The organism is Candidatus Poriferisocius sp. (assembly GCF_965208355.1).
Classification (GTDB): domain Bacteria; phylum Actinomycetota; class Acidimicrobiia; order Acidimicrobiales; family Bin134; genus Poriferisocius.
The window spans coordinates 3,404,070-3,424,563 of sequence record NZ_CBDBOM010000003.1; the positions used below are offsets into that span (position 1 = coordinate 3,404,070).

Below are 20,494 nucleotides of genomic sequence, written 5' to 3' on the forward strand. Positions count from 1 at the left end.
GCTCGTGGCGGCCGTGCTGAAATTCACCGTAGACGGTCACCAGATTGAGGTTGCCGATGACGGCGCCTCGCTGATGGAAGTGCTCCGCGACCGACTGGGCATCCACACGGTGAAAGACGGGTGCAGTCCGCAAGGCCAATGCGGGTGCTGCACCGTGTGGGTGGATGGAAAGCCCCGGGTGTCGTGCGTGACGCCCGCTCGCCGAGTGGTGGGGCGGGCGATCACTACCTTGGCCGGGCTGCCGGAAGAGACCCGGGCCAGCTGGGGCAAAGCCTTCTGCGCCGCCGGAGCCAGCCAGTGCGGCTTTTGCACCCCAGGCATCATCATGCGTCTCGCGGGCCTCGAAGCCCGCTCTAGCGAAGATCGGTCTCGCTCAGCCGCGGCCACGGCACTGGCCGCCCATCTGTGCCGCTGCACCGGTTGGCAGACCATCTTGGAAGCCTGGGATGCCTTTGGCACGGCCGCCCCCGATCGGAACTGGGCCGCTGCCATGCGACGGGCCGAGATCGAGGGCGGCGCTTCTCAGGCGGTGGGGTCGGAGGTGGCTCTGGGAGAGGGGGGCTTTGCCGACGACACCGTGCCCGAAGGGGCGCTGGTGGCGCTGTCCGACGGCCGGGGTGGTTGGGCGCTGGGGGAGACAGTGGCCGAAGCCCGAGCGGTGGCCGGCAAGGTGCAGGGCCGTCGCACCCCCGATGATCGGCCCATGCCCCTGGAAATCCCCGACGGCGACTGGGCGGTGCGGCTCCGCACCTCCTGGGTGGAGCCCGCCTATCTGGAGACCGACGCCTCGTGGTGCGCGCCCGGCGGTGAGCCAGCCAGTCCCCTGGCCAACGGCGGCGCATTCGGGGCCAAGTTGGCGTCGCCGCTTCCGGAAATCGCCCGTCAGCTGGCCGATGAGCATGGCCGCACGGTCCGGGTGCTGTGGTCGCGTGAGGACACCGTTCAACACGGTCCCAAGCGCCCCCCAGTCGCCATTGGGATCGACCCAGAGGGCCGAGGGGTGGTCCGGGTGGCGCGTACCCCAGGGGTTGCCGAGGCCATCGGCTCGGTCGCTCCCGCACTCCTGGTGGAGGAGGTGGACATTCCCGGACCGCCGACTTCGGTCGACATCCGAGGCGCGGGCTGGGTTGAGGCCGCCGTGGCGCTGAGCGCGCTGGGCGATGGCTCGCAGCCGATGGCGTCGCCCGGCGGCGGATTGGCTCGGGCCCAATGGCGCCAAGGCACGCTGGAGATTCAGGTGCGGGGCGGCGACCCGCTAGATGAGATCGTACTGCGCTCCTACTGCATCGGCGCAGCCCACATGGCCTACAGCTGGGTGACCTCCGAAGCATTGACGGCGGACCCCAACGGCGAAGTACACGATCTCACCATCCGCTCATTCGGGGTTGTGCCCGCCTCCAGGATGCCACCGGTGGAAGTGGAGATCGAACCGTCTGATGATCCACCGGTCAACTGTTCCGATGCGGTGCTCGCCGCCGTGGCCTCGGCTGTTTGGCGGGCCGCCGGCCATTCTCCCGACTGGCCTACTGGCCTAATTGGCACCTAGGCAGACTCGCCGTAAAGCAGCCGGTCGGTCACCTCGCGAACAGCTTCGGTGATTTCCTGGTAGTCGGCCTCCAAGTCCTTATTGCTGGGGTAGCCGAGTCGCCGAGCCAGCAGCAGCTCCTCGTGGTCGTCGTCGGGGAACACGTCCGACGAGAGCCCGGAGAGGTGGTAGCGGGCGTTGCGGAACCGTTGGCAGAAGCGGTAACCGACATCCAGGGTGGCCCGATCCCCGATGCCGAGCAGGTTGTGCTCCGATAGCCCGACAATTGCTGGAAGGGTGCGGTTGTCCCTAATTGTGGTCCGTCCAAATCCGTGCTGAAGCTGCATGAGCTGCACGGTGAACTCGATATCGCTCAGCCCGCCAGCGCCGAGCTTCACGTCCCGGGCTTTGCTGCCGGCCCCCAGCCGCTCGGCCTCAATGCGGCGCTTCATAGTTCGGATCTCCTCAACCTCGGCCTCGCTGAATTCGGGCTGGTAGCACCACTGGTCAGCCAGCTGGAGGAACCGATTGCCCACCTCGGGGTCTCCCGCCACGAATCGCCGCTTGAGCAGGGCCTGGCGCTCCCAGAGTTGACCCCGCTCGGCGTAATAGCGCTCATACCCCTCGAGCGATCGAGCAAGCTGCCCGTTCTCGCCCTCTGGGCGCAGCCGGGCGTCAATCTCCCAGGCTCGGCCCTCGGCGGTTTGGGCGCCGATCTCTCGGAGCAGGCCCCGGGCAGTGCGATTGGCCGCTCGGGCCTCATCGGACGTTGCGCCCTCGTATACGAAGATCACATCCAAGTCAGAGGCATACGACAGGTCGAGACCGCCATAGCGTCCCAGGCCGATCACGGCGAAGGGCACCTCGGGAGCCAGGCCATCGACGGCCGCCGCTACCGCGGCGTCGGCGATGAGGGTCAGTTCCTCGGGGATCTCGATGATCGAGGCCAGCCCCAGTATGTCTCGGGCGGCGACCCGGAGCTGCTCGCGCCGCACGAAACGCCGCAGCTCGGCCATCTGGAGGTCGTGGTCTCCGGCGGCCGACTGCATGGCCTCGGTGGCATCGGAGGTCAATTCTCCTGCGGTTCGGGCGATGGCCAGTACTTCGGGGTTCATCAGCAGACGGGCGAACTCCGGGTGATTTCGCATCCAACCCGCAGCCACCCGGCTTGATCCCAGGAGTCGGGCGATGTCGCTGATGGCGATGGGAGAGTCGCGCAGCACCGGGAGGATGGTGCCGACCCGAAAGGAGCCGTCCAGCAGCCAGGCCAATCGAATGAGTCCCAGGTCGGGGTCGGGCGTGGTGGCCAGCGCCTCCACCATGATGACGAGGACCTGCTGCATCACATTGGCCCGGCGGCCCAGGTTCTCGGTCAGGCGCTCGATCGTTCCGGCCGCCCGATCAGGGTCTTCGAAGCCCAGTTGGCCGAGGTGATCGGGGAGCAGCTCGCTTACCAATCCGGTCTCGTGCATCCGGTCGAGGGTTTGGCGATAGAAGATCCGCTGGTGGATCTCCCGAACCGAGGTCTGGTGGCGGAGGTGGGAGGCCTGGAACGCCTCCAAGCTCTCAAAGCCGGATGCCCGGGCCGCCCACACCTGATCGGCCTCGCCGGAGGGCAGCTCGTGGGTCTGGCGTTCGTCGCGGAGCTGCACCCGGTGCTCCACGGTGCGCAGGTGAATGTAGGCGGTGGTGAAATGAACCGCATCGGCCTGGTCGATGTACTCCCCCCAGCTGAGCTGGCGGAGAGCGGTGAGGGTGTTGGGAGAGCGGATGGTGGGGTCGGTGCGCCCGTGGACCAGCTGAAGAAGCTGCACGGTGAACTCGATGTCCCGGAGCCCACCGGGACCCTTCTTGAGCTCCCGGTCGCCCTTCAGCTTGGCCGACTCCTCCACTCGCAGCTTCAGGGCGCGAAGGTGGGGCACGGTGTCAGCTTCCAAGTTCTCACCCCAAACCCCGGGTTTGATGGCATCGAAGAAGGCATTGCCCAATTCGGGATCGCCGGCTGACAACCGGGTCTTGATGTAGGCCTGGCGCTCCCATGGCACTGCCCAGCGGTCGAAGTATGTTCCGAATGCCTCAGGGGTACGGCTGAGCGCTCCGGCGCCTCCCTCGGGGCGCAGCTCGATGTCCACCCGGTACACCTGCCCTTCGGGGGTGAACGCGGTGAGAATCTCCAGAACCTTCCGGGCTCGACGGGCAGCCGCGGCGGAGTCCCCTTCGTGGACGAACACGATGTCCACGTCGCTGGCGTAGTTCAGCTCGTTGCCTCCCAGCTTGCCCATGCCGATAACGGCCAGGGGCGGGCCTTCGTCGGCGATCTCCAGGGCCCGGACGAAGCAGGCATCGGCCAGCAACGACAGCTCGCGGCCCACGGTGGCCAAGTCGGCTTCGCCCAGCAGGTCGCGCAGCGCAATACGAAGGAGCTGACGCCGCTTCCACCGCCGCAGACCGTCGAGGGCGTCGTCATCATCGGGAGCGACCAGGGACATCTTCTCAGTGGCGAACTCAGACGGTGGATCGAGCACACCAAGCAGGCTGGGGTCGCGGCGCACCGCCTTGCTCATGCTGCGGGAAGCCCCCGCCAGCATGGCCGCCGCCCGGGCTCGGCGCTCGTCGTTGATGGCCAAGTCGTCGATAAGGGAGCGGGCATCCTCGGGCCATGGACAGGAGGCGATCAGATGTTCGATGTCCTGGTTTTGGTGACCCTGGCTGCTGGTTTCCATATGATCCTCAGGTATGAGCACTCCGGTTGGACCCTATTCTCCCATCGTCCGGGCGGGAAACCTCCTCATCTGCTCGGGCCAAATTGGGATTGCCGACGGCTCGCTGGTGCCCGGCGGGCTCATCGCCCAGTTCCGCCAAGCAGTGGCCAACGCTGAGTCGGTGCTGGCCACCGAAGGGGCCACGCTGGACGACGTGGTGAAAGCCACCGTCTTCCTGTTGCACATGGACGACTTCGGCGCCATGAACCAGGCCTACATCGAGTGCTTCGGCGACAACCGCCCCGCCCGCTCCGCCGTCGGGGTGGCCGCCCTGCCCCTGGGCGCCCTAGTGGAAATCGAACTCTGGGCCTATGTGGATTGATCCAGCGCTAAGGAGACCAAGAGGCATCTTGAGCTGACACTGGTCCAACGGCAAGCTGCAGGCGGGTACTGTCATCAATTCTGACGATCCAAAGACCCCCTGAGGTGTATGAATTGAGCACGGGGTCGAAACGACCGGCAGAGTAGGCAATCCTTGTTCCATCAGGCGACCACACTGGCGCAGACCGTGTCGCACCCAACTCGACTAGCTGACGCCGGTTAGATCCGTCCACGTCAACCACTACGAGAACATCCGATTCTTCTTGAAAGTCGATGAACGCGATGCTCATGCTGTCAGGTGCCCACGCAAACCCGAATGCTCTGTGCCCCTTACTCAGATCGTACACAGACTGCGAGCCTGTGATTTTTCGTTCGTTTGTGCCGTCAACATCGAGAACCCATATCTCCTTGTGATTCGTCCCACGTGAAATAAGCTCCACAGCGAGGCGAGTGCCATCAGGTGACCAAATGGGTCCATATACAGAATCTATGTCGCTTAGCTTTCTAGCATTTGAACCATCGGCATTTGCCACCCAGATTTCCGTAGCTTGATCCATTACTTGTGGAAATAATGGATTCCTAGTGACCTTGTAGTAAGCGATTTGTGAACCATTGGGAGACCACGAATATCCGCGTTCTCCCACTATGTTGGCTAAGTGGTTGCGATTAGTTCCGTCGGCATTCATCAACCACAGTTCAATTGCTGCGTTTTCTCCGTGTATCTCGCAGCAATAGTTCTGGTAGGCGATTTTTCTGCCGTCGGGCGACCAAGATATTGCGTCAATTTGTTGGTATTCGCCGAAGCCAGTTTCTACCAATAGTTCATGATTGGTCCCATCAATATTGGTTATCCAAATTTCGCTCTTGTTTGAATATCCATCAGAAGGTTTCTCGTAATAGTTCTTGGCGTAGGCGATGCGTTGACTACTGGGCGACCACGCGAGACTTTCCGCCACAAGGAAGAAGTCTGTTCCGAGAGTGTTCTCAATCGAGGCAATCCTCTGCTGATCCTTGCTATCTCCGCGCATCGTCCAGATAGCCCCTGAGTGCGCAATAGCGATCCGGCTGCAGCCGCCGGGGACGATCTGGACATCGATCTTGAACAGGCAGCGGTAGTCATTCAGCAGTGATTCTTGGGATTCGATGAGTTGATCGCGCGCGTCGAGATCATGTGAGGTGGCAGCGCCCTCAAAGGGGACTGGCGGTGGCTGTTCTTCTGCCGGTTCTCCCTCGGTGCAGCCGCCGGGGACGATCTGGGTGTCGACGTCGAATCGACAACGGTAGACGTTGAGCAGGGATTCTTGGGCGAAGATCAAATCGTCGCGTGTCCTGACTTCCTCCTGAGAAACCTGTGCCTCCTGCGCAACGGTGCTCGCCACTCCGAAGGGAAGCATCAGAAAAACAACTGCCACTACCGCAGCCATCTTGGTGTATCGCACAATTGCTGGCACAAGAAGCGAGGGTAGGAGAGACACAGAGCGGTGACAAATGGTGGCTGTCAAGCAGGGGACAGACGGTGCCCCTGTGGGAGAGGTCAAAGCGGAAGTCGACTGCGATGACGGCTCCAGCGCTGTCGGGGCCCCCGCCTTAGGGGCACCCGCCGTCTCTGAATGGGTTGCTGCCAACCGGAGGGAAGAGCTCCGGATCGAGGGGATAGGTGATCCAATCTGTGCTGCACAGCCCGCCGAACTCGTCGGCCAGGTTGGCAAGCGCTGGCAGCGACGGACCTCGGAGCCAGGCCGCCCACAACTCGGCGCCGTTGGTGATGTTCTCGCGGTACCAATCCGGCACCTGGCCGGACAAGCCCTGGAGAACGACTTGCTCGGCCTCAGTAGTCGGGCTGCTACCCGGGGTTATGTTGGGACACCCTGTGGATTCGTAGTAGGTCAACCATGCGCCAGGGACGATGAGATGGTTCACCGTATCGGCCAGGATCTCTGCTCCGCTGATGTCGCCAGAGAAGTTGTAGCAGCCGGGATAGGTAGTGGCGAAGTAGAGCTGCACCGCACCCCACGTCTTCGGCGGTGCCAGACCGGTGTGCAGGTCGTAAACGTGCAACAGCTCGTGAACAATTCCGCCGACCTCAAATGCGGTCATGCTCAATTCCAAAGACTTGCAGCCGAGCGCGTCGGCTGACGCGTAGCAGGTACGCCGCACCTGACCGCCGTAACCCGAGTGTTCGGCCATTGCCCGATCGCGTATCTCATCCCAGGCGATCCGCATCCACGGGTAGTTCTCCTCGTGCTCTTGCACGACCGCCTCAGTCCATGTCCGTAGCAGAAGGGTGGGGGTGAGCGACGCCTGATCGGCCGGAATCACAACGATCGGCTTCACCGGGGTGGGATTCAGCCGGTTTGTGTTTGTGCCGTCGCCCAGCTGCCCGGTTTCATTGCCTCCCCAACACAACGCAGACCCATCGGAGCGCAAGACACACGCGTGGGCGGTGCTGTCCTTCGATCCCCAGCTGACGCTCACGGCCACGGCGTTCGAGATGTCCGCAACCCGTTTCGGTCGCTGCCGTGGAGTCGTGGTGCCGTCACCGACCTCGCCTGCCGTGTTGCGTCCCCAGCAGAAGACGCCGCCGTCGCGGTGCAGTGTGCACGTACTTCCGTTGCCTACCGACACCTCCACCACGCCGGTCAGGCCTTGGACGCGGGTCGCGATCGCTGGAGACTGCCCGTTGCTCCAGCAGTAGACATCCCCGGCGACGGACCTGGCACAGGAATGACTCCAGCCGGCCGACACCGAGGCGAATCTGACAGGGGGGGTGAACCTCTTGGGACCGGAGTCTGACAACTCGTAGGGCCACCCCCAGCATGAAACGTCGCCGTCGCGGTGAACCGCACAGTTGTTGTGCGAACCGGCCGCGATCATCACCACATCTGACAGACCAGGAACTCGCCGAGGCAAATACACGGGATACTCCTTGGTGCCGAGGCCCATCTGCCCGAGTGAATTTCCTCCCCAGCAGGAGACGCCGCCATCGCGGTGAAGGGTGCAAGTGTGCTCACTTCCAGCGCTCACTGCCACCGCATCAGCAATACCTGGGACCTTCACTGGCAGGTAGTGGCGGCTCACGTCGCCCTGCCCGAGCCTTCCTTGCCTTCCGTTACCCCAGCAGGAGACGCTGCCATCGCGGTGCAGCACACAAGCGTGCAAGGGGGATGTTGGGTTGTCAGCCGTGGTGATCGCCGCGACGTCCTGAAGCCCCGCGAGGGCGAACCGATCTAGAAATCCGTGCTGCCCCCAACACGCCACTCCGCCGTCAACCCGAACCGCGCATGTGCGGTCCCGGCCTGTCGAGATGAGCGTGTCGTCGCCACGGGGTTCCTGGGGGATAGTGAACGAGACGGCCTCGGGGGTCGTTACCGGTCCAGCCTCGGGGGTGACAACCGGGGCTCTCTCGGAGCACCCGCCAGGCACGAGTTGGGTGTCGACGTCGAATTGGCAGCGGTAGAGGTTGAGCAGGGCCTCTTGGTTTTGAATCAGCATATCCCTCACATCGAGGTCGCCTTGAGTGGGATTCTGAGGAGCGGCACCGACCACGACGGAGTCGGGGTCCTCGCACCCGCCGGGAACCGCATGCACATCCACTCCGAACAGGCACCTGTAGGTATTCAGCAAGTTCTCCTGGTTGGCAATCAGCTGGTCGCGTACCTGGACGTTGTGTTGGCTAACGGCCTGTTGGGCTGCCGCGGACCCCGAAGCCATGACTGCCGTTGCCAAAGCGGCTGCGGCCAGAAAGAAAGCAGCTTTCCGCCTCACGGATTGAGACACTATCTACCTCAGCGCTCCCAGTGGGAGGGGCCAAAACGGTAGGCGGCAGCGATGGCGGCTTGTGCGCTGACGGGCGCCCCGCCTTAGGGGCAGCCGCCGTCTTTGAACGGGTTGCTGCCAGCTGGAGGGAAGATCTCGGGGTCGAAGGGAAAGCGGATCCAATCGGTGTTGCACAGTCCGCCGAACTCGTCGGCCAGGTTGGCTAGCGCCACTATTGACGGACCGCGGAGCCAGGCTGCCCACAATTCGGCGCCGTTGGTGATGTTCTCGCGATACCAATCCGGCACTTGGCCAGCGAGGCCCTGGAGGACGACTTGCTCGGCCTCAGCGGTTGGGCTGCTGCGGCCAAGCAGCGAGGGGCACCCGCCTCTCAGATAGTAGGTCAATAATGCACCAGGGACGATGAGGTGGGTAACCGTGTCGGCCAAGATCTCTACCCCGCCCTTGCCGCCGCGGTCGTGGCAGTCAGGATAGGTAGTGGCGAAGTAGAGCTGCACCGCACCCCACGCCTTGGAAGGAGCCAAACCGGTGTGCAGGTCATAGACGTGGAGGAGCTCGTGAACGAGCACGGTGAGCGTAAATCGTTCGATTCTCATATCGTCGGCACGACAACCGACCCCATTGGCCGACGCGTAGCAAGTAGTTACTACATAACCGCCGTCCCCGGATCTCGTGGCCAATGTCCGTTCGCTGATGTGGTCCCAGGCGACCCGCATCCACGGGTGGTTTGCCTCGTGCTCCCTAACGACCAACTCCGCCCATGCTCGCAGCCGCTCGGTGGGGGTAATGGGCACCTGATCGGCCGGAATTGGGACGATCGGCCTCACCAGGGTTGGTATCAGCCGGTTCTGGTTGGTGCCGTCACCCAGCTGCCTGACTTCATTGCCTCCCCAACACAATGCCGACCCATCGGCGCGCAATGCGCACGCGTGAGGTGTCACGCTTAAGTATGAACCTCCCAAGAATGATCCAAAGCTGACGTTCACGGCCACGGCGTCCGAGATGCCCGCAACCCGTTTCGGACGAGGCCGAGGGTTCGTCGTGCCGTCACCGACCTCACCCGCCTGATTGGTTCCCCAACAGGAGACGCCACCGTCGCGGTGTAGTGCACACGCGCTGGCGTAGCCGACTGAGACTTCCACCACATCGGTCAGGCCGGGAACGCGGGTCGCGGCCGAGGGGCGCCGTCCGGGGTTCCAACAGTAGACGTCTCCGCCGATAGAAGTAGCGCAGGAAAAGGCCGCACCTATCGCATTCCCCACCGACACCGAGGCGAACGGGGCACGGGGCTTGAACCTCTCGGGCCCGGAGTCTGAGATGTCGTACCCCCGTCCCCAACACGAGATGTCGCCGTCTCTGTGAACCGCACAGCTTGTTTGCGGACCGGCTCCAATTGCCACCACGTCTGACAGGCCGGGAATTCGCCGGGGCGAAAGCCTGTTCTCCTTGGTGCCGTCGACCATTTGTCCCCAGTCGTTGCGGCCCCAACAAGAGACGCCACCGTCGCCATGGAGGGCACAGGTGTACTCACTGCCGGTGCTCACTGCCACTGCATCACTGATGCGCGGGACCTTCACTGGCAGGTGATGGTCGCTCTTGTCGCCTTGGCCCAGCTTTCCATAGTCGCCGCTACCCCAGCACGAGATGGTCCTATCCTCGTGCAAGATGCAGGCGTGCAAATTGGAGCCCTGGTGGTTAGAAGTGGTGATCGCCGCGACATCCTTAATGCCAGCGAGCACGACGTGATCCAGCGATCCATTCCGCCCCCAGCATGTCGCCCCGCCGTCAATTAGAACCGCGCACGTGCGGCCCCGGCCCACCGAGATCAGCGTGTCGTCGCCGCGAGTCCCCTCGGGAATCGTAAGCGGGTCGGCCACTGGGGTGGCGACCGGCCCAGCGTCGGGGGTGGCGACCGGGGCACCCTCGGAGCACCCGCCGGGCACAAGTTGGGTGTCGACATCGAATTGGCAGCGGTAAACGTTGAGCAGGGCCTCCTGGTTTTGGATCAGTCCATCCCTCACATCGAGGTCGCCTTGAGTGGGATTCTGAGGAGCGGCACCGACCACCACGATGTCGCGGTGCTCGCACCCGCCGGGAACCGCATGCACATCCACTCCGAACAGGCACCTGTAGGTATTCAGCAAGTTCTCCTGGTTGGCAATCAGCTGGTCGCGTTCCTGGATTTTCTGTTGGCTAATGGCTTGTTGAGCTGTCGCCGACCCTGATATCGAGATCGTTGTGGCCAAGACGACAAAAACCAGAAAGAAAGCCACACTTTGCTTCACAACCTGTGACCCTACTCACCATCACCGCTCCCAGCGAGAGAGCCCGAAGCGGTAGCCGACGGATCTCACGGTGGTGATGAGGCCGGCATGCTCTTCGCCGAGCTTGGCCCGGAGGCGGCGCACGTGAACGTCCACGGTTCGGGCGCCACCGAAATAGTCGTAACCCCACACCCGGCTAAGCAGCGTCTCTCGGGTGAAAACCTTGCCCGGCGAGCTGGCTAGGAACTTCAACAGCTCGTACTCCATGTAGGTGAGATCGAGGGGTCGTCCGGCGATGGTGGCCTGGTAGGTCTCCACGTTCAGTATCAGCGGCCCGTACTCAATCAGCTCCGGGCGCAGTGCAGTGCCCGAACGCCAGACCAGATGGGCCAATCGGGCCTCCAATTCCCGCTGGTGGAAGGGGGTCAGGCAGAAGTCGGTGTAGAGGTCGTCGCGCATCTCCAGTTCGTCGAGATGGGCACCGGAGACGAGCAGCAGCACCGGAATGTCCAACCCCCGCCGGTTCATTGCCCGGCAGAATCCAAATGCTTCCTCGGGGCTCTCCCCCACCGCCACCACCGCGCCCAGCCATCGCCCTTCCGGTTCCTGGGCGCTGCTCACCGCCTTCCAGTTGTAGCCGCCCAAATCAAGCGTGCGCACAAGCTCCGGCGGCGGCGGATCGGGAAAGACCAGGAGTGGTTCACTCACCGCGGCTACCAGGCGTTCAGGTATCGGCGGAGCTCGAAGGGCGTGACCTCTCGGCGGTATTCGGCGAACTCGGCCCGCTTGTTGCGGAGGAACCACTCGTGGATGTGCTCGCCCAACACTTCGGCCATGAGCGGGGACTCCTCCAATACGTCCAAGGCCTCCGTCAGCGACATGGGCAGCTCTTCGAATCCCTTGGCTCGGGCCTGTCCTCTGCTCATGGTGTAGAGGTCGGCGGCGGCCTCGGCGGGCAGCTCGTAGCCCTCATGCACCCCCTTCAGCCCCGCGGCCAGCACGGCGGAAAACGCCAGGTAAGGGTTGGCCGCCGAGTCCAGGGCTCGGTATTCGATCCGAGTGGACGACTCCTTGCCCGGTTTCACCACCGGCACTCGCACCAGCGCCGAACGGTTGTTTCGGGCCCACGACACGAAGGTGGGGGCCTCATCGCCAGCCACCAGCCGTTTGTAGCTGTTCACCAGCTGGTTGGTTATGGCGGTGATCTCCCGAGCATGGTGTAGTAGTCCGGCAATGAAGGCCTTGGCGGTTTTTGACAGCCCGTAGTCGTCGCCAGCGTCGTGGAAGGCGTTGATGTCGTTCTCGAACAGCGACATGTGGGTGTGCATGCCTGATCCCTGCACCCCATTGAGCGGCTTGGGCATGAACGTGGCGTGCAGGTCACGGTCCAAGGCCAGCTTGCGCACCACCAGCCTCAGCGTCATCACGTTGTCGGCCATGCTCAGTGCCTCGGTGTAGCGCAGGTCTATCTCGTGCTGGCTGGGGCTGTCCTCGTGGAACGAGTACTCCACCGGGATGCCCATGGCCTCCAGCATGGTTATGGTGCGCTTGCGCAGCGGGCTGGCCACATCGGCAGTCGTCAAGTCGAAATAGGAGGCATTGTCCAGCGGGACGAGCGGCTGCTCGGGGTCGCCGTGGCGGAAGTAGAAGAACTCCACCTCAGGGGCGGTGTAGAACGTGTAGCCCATCTCGGCTGCCTTGGCCAGGCTGCGGCGCATCACCCAGCGGGGATCCCCTTCGAAGGGGGTACCGTCAGGGTTGCGGATGTCGCAGAAGATACGCCCGGAGGGCTCCTCAGGATCGGCCCATGGCAGCAGCTCAAATGTGGATGCGTCGGGCACGGCCAGCACGTCGCTCTCCTGCACCCGGGAGAACCCGTCGATGGCCGAGCCGTCGAATTGCAGTCCCTCTTCGAAGGCGTCGGCCAGCTCCGCAGGGGAAATGGCCACCGACTTAAGCTGGCCCAGCACGTCGGTGAACCAGAGCCGGATGAGGCGCACCCCTCGCTCCTCCACCGTACGAAGCACGTAGTCCTTTTGCGGTTCCATAGAAGACCACCAGAGTGCCCTGCCAGGAGTGGCCTGCGCCAGCCCGTTGGCAGCGTTTACAGAGGCTTCACAAACGGGAAAATCTCTGGAAACTCACCTATGCAACGATGAGCCTGCCTTTCGCAAGCAGGCGGCAAATCCATAGAGGCACGATGAGCCGTGCCCTTGTCGCTTGTGGGAGAGTAAGGGCCGAAAAAAGGAGGAACCCACTGTGTCAACTCCCCAAGAAGTCATTGCGCTGGCGGCATCCGAGGGTGCCGAGTTCGTGGATGTGCGATTCACCGACGTCCCCGGTGTGCAGCATCACTTCTCGATGCCCATCCGCGAGCTGACCGAAGCGGTATTCGAGGAGGGCCTCGGGTTCGACGGCTCGTCGGTGAGCGGATTTCAGACCATCGACGCCTCAGACATGCTTCTCATCCCCGATCCCGACACCGCGATCTTCGACCCATTCATGAAGCGCAAGACCCTGGTTCTGCTGTGCGATGTGAAGGATCCCGTCACCGGAGAGATGTACGGCAAAGACCCCCGTGGCGTGGTGCGCCGCTCCCTGTCCTATCTGGCCAGCACCGGCATCGCCGATTCCGCGTACTTCGGCCCGGAAGCCGAGTTCTTCATTTTCGACAGCGTGGCCTACCAGAATCAGCCCGATGTGGCCGGCTATCAGGTCCGCTCGGCTGAAGGCATTTTCGAGAGCGGCCGTCCCTCGGTCAACGGCGCCCCCAGCCCCGGCCACCGCATCCCCTACAAGGGGGGATACTTCCCGCTGTCGCCTCTGGACACCTTCCAAGACTTGCGCTCGGAGATGGTGGTGGCACTGGAGTCGGTGGGGATCCCCATCGAGGTCCAGCACCACGAGGTGGGAACCGCAGGCCAGGCTGAGATCGACATGGTGTTCGATGAAATGCTGGCCATGGCCGACAAAGTCCAGCTCTACAAGTACGTGGTGAAGAACGTGGCCCGCGAGCACGGTCGCTCTGTCACGTTCATGCCCAAGCCGATCTACGGCGACAACGGCTCGGGGATGCACACCCACCAGTCGCTTTGGAAGGACGGCGACACACTGATGTACGACGAGCGGGGCTATGCCGGCCTGTCCGACATCTCCCGTTGGTACATCGGCGGCCTGCTGGCCCACGCTCCGGCGATCCTGGCCTTTGCCGCCCCCACCACCAACTCCTACAAGCGACTGGTGCCCGGCTACGAGGCTCCGGTGAACCTGGCCTACTCCCAGCGGAACCGCTCGGCAGCCATCCGCATCCCACTGATCTCCGACAACCCCAAGGCCAAGCGCCTGGAGTTCCGCTGCCCGGACCCCAGCGCCAACCCCTACCTGGCGTTCGCCGCCATGCTGATGGCCGGCATCGACGGAATCCAGAACCAGATGGATCCGGGTGAGCCGCTGGACAAGAACATCTACGACCTGCCGCCCGAAGAGGCCGCCGGCATCGAGACTGTACCCGGCTCGCTGGCCGAGGCACTGAGCGCTCTCGAGGCTGATCACGACTTCCTGCTGGCCGGCGACGTGTTCAACACCTCGCTGATCGAGTCTTACCTCGAGGTCAAGCAAGAGGAGGTGGACGCCGTCAACCTGCGTCCCCATCCTCTTGAATACGAGATGTACTACTCCGTCTAGGACGGCTCTAAAACCCCCGGCAGTGTCGGGGGTACACAAGCCTTCTAACCTGTTTTCGTGGCTAAGCTGCGGGTGGCTCTGTGCCAGATCAACTCGGTGGTGGGCGACATCGACGCCAACACCAAGCGGATTCTCGCGGCGCTGGCTGCCGCGGAAGAGGCCGGGTGCCATGCCGCAGTTTTTCCTGAGCTGGCCGTCACCGGGTATCCCCCGGAGGACTTAGTGCTCAAGCGGCGGTTTGTGCAGGACAGCCGCCAGGCGATGGAGGAGATCGCCGCCCGGTCGGGATCGTGCACCGCGGTGGTGGGGTTTGTGGACGGCGCCGGGGGTTGCTGGAACGCCGCAGGAATCGCGGCCCATGGCCAGCTGGCGGGCGTCTACCACAAGCGAGAACTGCCCAACTATGGGGTGTTCGACGAGCGCCGCTACTTCCAGCCCGGTACGGGCGAAATAGTTCTGTACGACGTAGCCGGAGTGGCCCTTGGAGTCTCCGTATGCGAGGACGCCTGGATGTCTGGTGGCCCGATGAACCAGATGGCCGCGGCTGGAGCCGAGGTCATCTTCAACCTGAACGCCTCGCCCTATCACGTCGGCAAGTTGGACCAGCGGTTGGATGTGCTCCGCGAGCGGGTCTCCGAAACCAGGTGCGCCATCGTCTATGCAAATCTGGTGGGAGGTCAAGACGAATTGGTGTTTGACGGCGCTTCGCTGGTGCTTGATCCCGACGGCCGCGTCATTGCCCAAGCCCCTGCGTTCCAAGAGCACCTGCTCATTGCCGAGATTGAGGTGGCCGAACGACCCGAATTTCCGAACCCGCCGCCCATCCCTCAAGAGATCAACCGAGTCGATCCTGGGATGAGCGAGGTGGATGAGCAATACGAAGCCCTTGTGTTGGCCACCCGGGACTATGTGCACAAGAACGGCTTCACCGATGTGGGCGTCGGGCTATCTGGGGGGATCGATTCCTCGCTGGTGGCGGTTGTCGCCGCCGACGCTTTGGGCGCCGATCATGTCCACGGCGTATTGATGCCTTCTCGGTTTTCCAGTGATCATTCGCTGGCCGATGCCGAGGCCCTCTGTCAGAACCTGGGTATCGACCACCGGGTTATCCCGGTGGAGCCCGGCCATCAGGCATTTCTCGACATGCTGGCCCCGTCATTCGACGGGATGAGCCCAGATTTGGCCGAGGAGAATGTGCAGTCCCGCATCCGGGGAACGCTGCTGATGGCCTTGTCTAACAAGTTCGGATGGCTGATTCTGACCACCGGCAACAAGAGTGAGAGTGCAGTGGGCTACTCCACCTTGTACGGAGATACCGCGGGGGCCTACGCGGTGATCAAAGATCTTTGGAAACTCCAGGTGTACGCCTTCGCCTCCCACCGCAACCAGAGGGCTGGCCGCGACCTGATCCCCGAAAATGTGCTGGTCAAACCCCCTTCGGCCGAGCTTCGCCCCGACCAGCGGGACGACCAAAGCCTGCCCCCCTACGACGAGCTCGATCCCCTGCTGGAAGCCTATGTGGAGGGCGACCTCACCCCCGCCGACCTGTGCGGGCAGGGTTACGATCCCGAGTTGGTCAGCCGAATCACCGGCCTGGTGGACCGTGCCGAGTACAAGCGGCGCCAGAACCCACCCGGCGTGCGCATCACCGCCAAGGCCTTCGGTCGGGATCGCCGCCTGCCCATAACCAACCGCTATCGAGGCGGCGACTGAGCATGGACATCGAGCAGTCGGCGGATGCTTGTGGCGGCCTGGCCTGGATCTCCCAGCGGCTCTTTGAAGTCGAAGGGCGTTTGGCGACCGATCTGGATGATGGAAAACCGCTTGACGACCGAGCGCGTCTCCTCTTGGCCCGATCCAGCCGCCGCCATGGACAACACGCCCAGTGGTGGCGGGCCGCACTGCCCGATTCACCGGCCTTGGCCGGAGCCGAGCGGGTTCGCCCCCCCACCGACGCTTGGGTGCGCCTGCTGGCCCATTTGGAGGGGGCGGCGCCCACCGAGGCTCTTGCCGCAATCTATGAGGTGGCACTGCCCCAGTTGGCCTTTGTAATCGAGCACTTGGGCCAGGAACTGTTGCCAGTGAGCGACGGAGCGGTGATCCGTATCGCGCGCATGGTGGCGGCCGATTTGGCCGAAGAGCAATATGACTCGCGGGAAGTGTGGAATACCCCCAGTGTCCCCTCTGATGATGGCCTGGAGGAGCTGGCGAGTGGCTTTGCCGACGACTATCGCGAAAAAAGATGGCCTCCGCTGGTGACGCTTCCGCGATGAAGCGGGTATCCTTATCGGCTAAGCATTGTCCGTGTCTCTGCTCGGTCAGCGTCGACCGTTTCGACAGCGGCACCGGTGACTCCACGGATTATCGGGCCCAAGGACTATCGGGAAGGGGTGGCTGTGCCGAAAGAGCGTGTTGAGCGAGACGACGAGGATCTCGTCCGGCTCTATCTGACCGACATCGGCCAGTACCCGCTGCTCACCAAAGACGATGAGGTTGAGCTAGCCCAGAAAATCGAGGAAGGCAACGAAGCCCAGGCCCTCCTCGACCAGGACAAAGAGAGCGAACCCGGCAGTTCGGAGCGGCTCACGCCTGCCCGTCGGCGATTGTTGCGCCGCCAGGTAAGAGCCGGCGAGCAAGCCGAGCGCCGCTTCGTCCAATCCAACCTCCGCCTGGTGGTATCCATCGCCAAGAAGTACCAGGCGTCCGGCCTTCCCCTGCTGGATCTAATTCAGGAGGGCAACCTGGGCCTGATGCACGCCGTTGAGAAGTTCGACTGGCGCAAGGGATTCAAGTTTTCCACCTATGCCACCTGGTGGATCCGCCAGGCCATCACTCGGGGCATCGCCAACACCGGTCGCACCATCCGCCTGCCGGTTCACGCTGGCGACACGCTGGCCCGCCTCCAGAAGGCCCGGGCCAACTTGGAGAAAAAGCTGGGCCGCCCGGCCACTTTGGCCGAGTTGGCCGTCGAGGTGGACCTTTCCGAGGAGAAGGTGACTGAGGCCCTGCGCTTCGCGGCCGAGCCCTTGTCGCTGAGCGAGCCGCTGCGCGAGGACGGCGACGCCGAACTGGGCGACGTGGTGGAAGACCGCTCCGCCGAGTCGCCTTTCGAAGTGGCCGCCACCGCGCTTTTGCCCGAGGAGATCACCCGCCTGCTCGGCCCTCTCGACGAGCGCGAGCGCGAGATCCTCAAACTCCGATTCGGCCTGGACCGCGGCGAGCCCCGCACCCTCGAAGAGGTCGGCGAGCACTTCAATCTCACCCGCGAGCGCATCCGCCAAATCGAAGCCCGCGCCATGTCCAAACTCCGCCACCCCAGCAGCGACACCGGCGCCCGCGACCTCTTAGCTGTCTAGATTGAACCCCCCCTCAGGCCGAGTCTTCTGGCCTTGACGACATCGAATGTGAGCGTTAGCTATTGTTTCTCTGATGTTCATGTGTGGGGGGCGTTGCCATGTCTGACGGCGCGATGCAACGCCGCGTACGTGATCCCGATGGGTTGACCGAGCGGTTGTTGGACGCAGCCGCTGAAGTGTTCGTTGAGCAGGGTTACGACAAGGGAGTAGTGAGCGACATCGCCCGCCGGGCTGGGGCGACCACCGGGGCGATTTACGCCCGATGGCCGGACAAGAACGAGATGATGGTTGCCGCTCTCAACCACCTCTTGGATCGGATAACCCCTGAACAGAGATTGAAGGACCTTGGCGTCAGCGGAACTTCGGCAGCAGAGATCCTGGCCGCTTGGGGCGCCAACCTACTGGAATCAGATGGCACCCAGGATGTTCTGGTCCAAATATTCGGCAGCGCCCGCAACAATGCCGCGGTCCAGCAGAGACTTCAAGAGTTTCTCAACCTTCAAGCCGACCAGCTTTGCGATCTCGTCGAGAGAGCCAAAGACGAGGGGCTCTGCGACAGAGAAATGAGCACTCCTGCAATGGTTCTGTTGATCCAAGCCGCCGGAATCGGCACTCACCTGCTGTTATCTGCGGACCGGGCAGAACGCCACGTTCCCACCGCGGAGGACTGGGTCAACCTGCTCGCCCTGCTGCTCGGCGCAGTCGGACCGCCCGACACGCCCTGATCACAGAGCGGAGGTGGACGCCCGCTGGCTCACGAAATCATTCGGAATCGCTAGGACTCGTAGAATAGCCATTGACCAGGGAGTTAAGGCAGATATTTGTATCATTTGGAATCGCCCAAAATCGCCACAGTTCACCACTAAAGTGGTAACAAAAGTGGTAACAAAATGGCCGAGAAAGACGAGCGAAAGAGGCTGACGGCGTTATTCGTCCGAACCGTGACGCGGCCTGGGGTATACGGCGACGGCGGGCACGGCAGCCACGGTCTGCGCCTTATCGTGAAGAGTTCTGCAAACAGGGGAGTACGCAAGACCTGGGCGCAACGGCTGACGATCAACGGCAGGTCCACCACGATCGGTCTCGGCCCGACCTGGCTCGTTTCACTTGCGGAGGCAAGACAGAAGGCGCTGGAGAACCGCCAAACGGCCGCGGCGGGCCGCGACCCAAGGGGCGGAGATTCTCCGACACTGCGGGAGGCAGCCGAGAAGGTGATCGCTCTCCGCAAGCCATCATGGCGCGATGGCGGCCGGTCCGAGGATCAGTGGCGGGCTTCGCTGGAGGCATACGCATACCCCAAGATCGGGGAAAAGGCCGTGTCAGAGATCACCAGCCACGACATCTTGTCCGTGCTCTCCCCGCATTGGCACGAACGGCCCGAGACGATGCGCCGCGTGAAGCAGCGCCTCGGCGCGATCCTAGCCTGGTCCATCGCCGCCAACTTCAGAGAGGACAACCCCGCCAGGGGAACTGTCGTAGCCAGCGCCCTTCCAAACAACACAGGTACCACGCACCACAAGGCGCTCCCGCCCTCCGAGGTGCCCGCAGCCCTCGCGGTCATCGACGGGACGGGGGCGTACCCGACGACGAAACTGCTAATGCGCTGGATAGCGCTCACTGCGTGCCGGTCCGGCGAGGCCCGCAACGCCATCTGGGAGGAGATCGACCTCGACGACCGCACCTGGACGATTCCAAGTGATCGCACCAAAACCGGGAAAGAACTACGGATACCACTAAGCGAAGCGGCGATGGCAGTGCTCCAAACGGCCCGCTTCTACGCCGACACCAGTGGCTTGCTCTTCCCATCCCCAACCCGCAGGCCGCTCTCAAACGTCGCCACTTCCAAGCTGCTGAAGGAAAACGGTATCCCCGCGGTCACGCATGGCTTCCGAAGCAGCTTCAGGGATTGGTGCGCCGAAAATGGAGTGAGCCGCGAACTGGCGGAATTGGCACTCGGCCACACCGTCAAAGGAATCGAAGGCGCATACAAGCGCACCGACGCGCTCGAAGCCCGCCGCCCGGTGATGGAGCAATGGGGAGCATTCATCTCAGTGAGTTCCTGACAGCTTCCGTAATGAGGAGGGAGCTGAGAGGCGTTCCAGAAGGTCTTTCCGCTCTGTAGGTAGGGTCTATTGCACGTCTGACACGGGCAGATGTCTGTGACAAAGCTGTGCGGTGTTCATTGAATTTTCATTCCTGGCTCCAAAACCGCAATGGCCATGCAATCATCATGCCAAGACCTGATTGACGACTCGCCGATACGTATCGGCATGCCCCATCCGATTAGGGGCCCCCATATTGGCCGCTGCCCGGCACCCATCTTACGACGTGGAGGGGGCCGACGCGCTGGCACAGTCATTAGTCTCCGCCCACGCTTTGTGGCAGGCGCCGTGATTGTCGTGCACGCCGAGCACACTCGCTCACCTGGAAGCGAGCGCGTCGGCAGCGACAGGCATCATGCTTGTCCCGGGATTGCTAGCGGAAAAACGCACTCTTTAGCTCCGGCTTCAAGCATCCCTGTCACTGTGGCAGTGTGGTCTGACTCGCCCTCGAACAAGATCACCTGCATGCCCCGCAGCTCGATCCCTTGCTAGGCGGGTCCCGGCGATCGGCCATTCTGTTCCTAGAGTCGTCAGGCGCTTGCTGCTGCCGGTCCCGACCTGCCAAAAAGCTCACCCGTTGACACTTTGCTCGTGTACATGCGGTTCCTACCCGACCCGCGCTCCGATCAGCATCCCCACAGCTCACCAGCGCCCGCCTACTGGTGGTTCACCTTCTAGCCTCCGCCTTGACCAGCAAAACGTC

14 protein-coding genes are annotated in these 20,494 nt (G+C 63.0%); 8 read left to right on the plus strand and 6 right to left on the minus strand.

Annotation, left to right across the window (positions count from 1 at the left end):
* Positions 1 to 4 precede the first annotated feature (4 nt).
* Entirely contained in the window at positions 5 to 1,546 is a 1,542-nt protein-coding gene (locus tag ACOGXH_RS17075; RefSeq protein WP_419930396.1) for a 2Fe-2S iron-sulfur cluster-binding protein, read from the plus strand.
* Here the strand turns inward: ACOGXH_RS17075 and ACOGXH_RS17080 are convergent.
* Entirely contained in the window at positions 1,543 to 4,248 is a 2,706-nt protein-coding gene (locus ACOGXH_RS17080; protein ID WP_419930288.1) for a bifunctional [glutamine synthetase] adenylyltransferase/[glutamine synthetase]-adenylyl-L-tyrosine phosphorylase, read from the minus strand. The genes ACOGXH_RS17075 and ACOGXH_RS17080 overlap by 4 nt on opposite strands.
* A gap of 13 nt (positions 4,249 to 4,261) precedes the next feature.
* On the opposite strand from ACOGXH_RS17080, the gene ACOGXH_RS17085 reads away from it, so the two are divergent.
* On the plus strand, positions 4,262 to 4,609 hold the full coding sequence (locus ACOGXH_RS17085) for a RidA family protein (RefSeq protein ID WP_419930289.1): 348 nt from the start codon (positions 4,262 to 4,264) through the stop codon (positions 4,607 to 4,609).
* Positions 4,610 to 4,616: 7 nt separating this feature from the next.
* Here the strand turns inward: ACOGXH_RS17085 and ACOGXH_RS17090 are convergent, their stop codons facing one another.
* From ACOGXH_RS17090 to glnA (ACOGXH_RS17110), 5 genes are all read right to left on the minus strand, one after another.
* Positions 4,617 to 6,032 (minus strand): hypothetical protein, encoded by a 1,416-nt coding sequence (locus ACOGXH_RS17090; RefSeq protein ID WP_419930290.1) that lies wholly within the window; start codon positions 6,030 to 6,032, stop codon positions 4,617 to 4,619.
* Between the two features lie 163 nt (positions 6,033 to 6,195).
* Positions 6,196 to 8,373 carry an RCC1 domain-containing protein gene (locus tag ACOGXH_RS17095; RefSeq protein ID WP_419930291.1) on the minus strand — a complete coding sequence of 726 codons (2,178 nt, stop codon included), beginning with the start codon at positions 8,371 to 8,373 and terminating at the stop codon, positions 6,196 to 6,198.
* 95 nt (positions 8,374 to 8,468) lie between these two features.
* On the minus strand, positions 8,469 to 10,670 hold the full coding sequence (locus tag ACOGXH_RS17100) for an RCC1 domain-containing protein (RefSeq protein WP_419930292.1): 2,202 nt from the start codon (positions 10,668 to 10,670) through the stop codon (positions 8,469 to 8,471).
* Between the two features lie 21 nt (positions 10,671 to 10,691).
* Positions 10,692 to 11,357, minus strand: coding sequence for a winged helix-turn-helix domain-containing protein (locus ACOGXH_RS17105; protein WP_419930293.1), 666 nt, complete (start codon positions 11,355 to 11,357; stop codon positions 10,692 to 10,694).
* Positions 11,358 to 11,362: 5 nt separating this feature from the next.
* The gene (gene glnA, locus ACOGXH_RS17110) at positions 11,363 to 12,697 is read right to left on the minus strand and encodes a type I glutamate--ammonia ligase (RefSeq protein ID WP_419930294.1); all 1,335 of its coding nucleotides are present in this window, start codon (positions 12,695 to 12,697) and stop codon (positions 11,363 to 11,365) included.
* Between the two features lie 211 nt (positions 12,698 to 12,908).
* On the opposite strand from glnA (ACOGXH_RS17110), the gene glnA (ACOGXH_RS17115) reads away from it, so the two are divergent.
* The 6 genes from glnA (ACOGXH_RS17115) (at position 12,909) to ACOGXH_RS17140 (ending at position 19,752) form a co-directional block, all read left to right on the plus strand.
* The gene (gene glnA / locus ACOGXH_RS17115; protein ID WP_419930295.1) at positions 12,909 to 14,333 is read left to right on the plus strand and encodes a type I glutamate--ammonia ligase; all 1,425 of its coding nucleotides are present in this window, start codon (positions 12,909 to 12,911) and stop codon (positions 14,331 to 14,333) included.
* Between the two features lie 57 nt (positions 14,334 to 14,390).
* On the plus strand, positions 14,391 to 16,046 hold the full coding sequence (locus ACOGXH_RS17120) for an NAD+ synthase (protein ID WP_419930296.1): 1,656 nt from the start codon (positions 14,391 to 14,393) through the stop codon (positions 16,044 to 16,046).
* Positions 16,047 to 16,048: 2 nt separating this feature from the next.
* Positions 16,049 to 16,606, plus strand: coding sequence for a hypothetical protein (locus ACOGXH_RS17125; protein ID WP_419930297.1), 558 nt, complete (start codon positions 16,049 to 16,051; stop codon positions 16,604 to 16,606).
* A 123-nt stretch (positions 16,607 to 16,729) separates the two neighbouring features.
* Positions 16,730 to 17,689: a sigma-70 family RNA polymerase sigma factor gene (locus tag ACOGXH_RS17130; RefSeq protein ID WP_419930298.1), complete on the plus strand. Its 960-nt coding sequence runs from the start codon at positions 16,730 to 16,732 to the stop codon at positions 17,687 to 17,689.
* Between the two features lie 98 nt (positions 17,690 to 17,787).
* Positions 17,788 to 18,414 carry a TetR/AcrR family transcriptional regulator gene (locus ACOGXH_RS17135; protein ID WP_419930299.1) on the plus strand — a complete coding sequence of 209 codons (627 nt, stop codon included), beginning with the start codon at positions 17,788 to 17,790 and terminating at the stop codon, positions 18,412 to 18,414.
* Positions 18,415 to 18,579: 165 nt separating this feature from the next.
* Positions 18,580 to 19,752: a tyrosine-type recombinase/integrase gene (locus ACOGXH_RS17140; protein ID WP_419930300.1), complete on the plus strand. Its 1,173-nt coding sequence runs from the start codon at positions 18,580 to 18,582 to the stop codon at positions 19,750 to 19,752.
* Positions 19,753 to 20,494: the final 742 nt, after the last annotated feature.